A 2,044-nucleotide genomic window follows, 5' to 3' on the forward strand; every position below is an offset into this window, starting at 1 on the left:
AATCAGCTTGTCACCATAACCAATATCGGCATGTTCCAGTTGCAATAAAGGCGAACTCATTTTGGTCGGTTCACGGAAACTGAAGGTAAATGGTGTATCAACATGGGCAGCAGACAGTTCCTGCATACGCTCCAGCTGTTTGATCCGGCTCTGTGCCTGCTTGGCTTTGGTGGCTTTCGCTTTAAAACGGTCAATATATTTTTGCAGATGTGCGCGGGTTTCCAGCTGCTTTTCATAAGCCTGTTGCTGCTGCGCCAGACGTTCACTGCGGGTGCGCTCGAAGGTCGAGTAGTTACCGGTATATAAAATCAGTTCCTGATTTTCAATATGTAAAATATGATCGGTAATCGCATCGAGGAAATCCCGGTCATGCGAAATCAGCACCAGCGTACCTTCATAGGCTTTCAGCCAGTCTTCGAGCCAGAGAATGGCATCCAGGTCTAAATGGTTGGTCGGTTCATCAAGAAGGAGTAAATCGGAACGGCTCATCAGGGTACGCGCCAGATTCAGGCGCATGCGCCAGCCACCAGAAAAACTTGAAACATCCAGTTGGGATTGATGTTCAAAAAAGCCCAGACCGGCCATCAGTTGCGAAGCTTTGGCCGGCGCAGAATAACCTGAAATTTCATCAAAACGGCCATATAAATGGGCCAGTTCTGCATCATCCAGCTGATCTGGCTGCTCCAGTTTCTGTTGAATATCCCAGTATTCTTCATCGCCGGACAAGACGAAATCAATGGCTTTCATATTCAGCGCTTTGATTTCCTGCGCCATATGCGCCACGGTCCATACCGCAGGACGGGTCAACGAACCGGTGTCTGACTCCATGCCACCAAGCAAAGCTGAAAACAGGGTCGATTTCCCGGCACCATTGACACCGGTTAGGCCAATTTTCCATCCTGGGTGTAACTGCATCGACGCTTTTTGAAATAAAACACGTCCACCGCGACGTATAGATAACTGGTCTAACTGAATCATTGAGAAATCAAAGCTAAGAAATAAGATGCGCCTATTCTAAAGGAAAGCCTTGTGAAAATGAAAAATCTTGCGACTTTTACTGAAATGAGCCAGCTTTTAAATATTGTGAATTTATATATTATGGACGAATAAGTTGAGTATAAGCTCTATTTTCAGCATTAACAGTTGTGGTGGTGTTTCAAAAAGTATGCTGAAAAAAAGCAGGTTGGATTTTGATAAAATAGAGAAATGCGAATAACTCTAGAAATCAAGTGTCCAGCCTGCCTAAGTGACAGTATAAAGAAAAATGGCACAAAAGTAGATGGTAAGCAAAATTACCAATGTAAAATATGCAGACGTCAATTTATTGGTGATCATGCTCTCAGTTATCAAGGCTGTCACTCAGGTATCAAAACCAAAATATTACACCTCATGGTGCGAGGCAGTGGTGTCAGGGATATAGCAGAAATTGAAAGAGTAAGTATCGGTAAAGTTCTACGGACACTTAGCCAATCAAAATATCAACTTCGAGCACAGCAAAGTCATTATGAAACCCTTGAAGTAGATGAGTTTTGGACTTTTGTTGGTCATAAGCAAAATAAACAATGGCTAATTTATGCCTATCATCGAGAAACAGGTGAAATTGTTGCTTATGTATGGGGTAACCGAGATTTAGCCACTGCAAAACGACTTAAATTAAAATTGAAGCAGTTAGGTGTAAGCTATACATGTATATCAAGTGACCATTGGGATAGCTTTGTTACGACCTTTAAAGAATGCAAACAGTTGATTGGTAAATTTTTCACTGTGGGTATAGAAGGCAATAATTGTCGATTACGGCATCGAATCAGGCGAGGCTTTAGGAGAAGCTGCAACTTCTCCAAAAAGCTTGAAAATCATTTCAAAGCCTTTGATTTAGTGTTCTTTTATATCAATAATGGATTCGTTTAATGCCAGCATACTTTTTGAAACACCACCAAAAATTTAACATAAAATCTCATATACGAAATTCGGGTGTTAGAACCCATTCAAAGTGTACTCATCAGTACACTTTGAAATTTTGATATAAAAAATTTAACATAAAATC

At 41.2% G+C, this 2,044-nt stretch carries 2 protein-coding genes; one reads left to right on the plus strand and one right to left on the minus strand.

All coding sequences use genetic code 11. The annotated features are described in order from the left end of the window. Positions 1–978, minus strand: a 978-nt coding sequence (locus tag FTV38_RS17215; protein ID WP_180023017.1) for an ABC-F family ATP-binding cassette domain-containing protein, incomplete at its 3' end; no start/stop codon positions are given. A gap of 228 nt (positions 979–1,206) precedes the next feature. On the opposite strand from FTV38_RS17215, the gene FTV38_RS17220 reads away from it, so the two are divergent. Further along, on the plus strand, positions 1,207–1,908 hold the full coding sequence (locus FTV38_RS17220; protein WP_004282341.1) for an IS1 family transposase: 702 nt from the start codon (positions 1,207–1,209) through the stop codon (positions 1,906–1,908). The last annotated feature ends 136 nt before the right edge of the window (positions 1,909–2,044 follow it).

This window comes from Acinetobacter sp. YH16044 (assembly GCF_013417145.1).
GTDB classification, from domain to species: Bacteria; Pseudomonadota; Gammaproteobacteria; order Pseudomonadales; family Moraxellaceae; genus Acinetobacter; species Acinetobacter amyesii.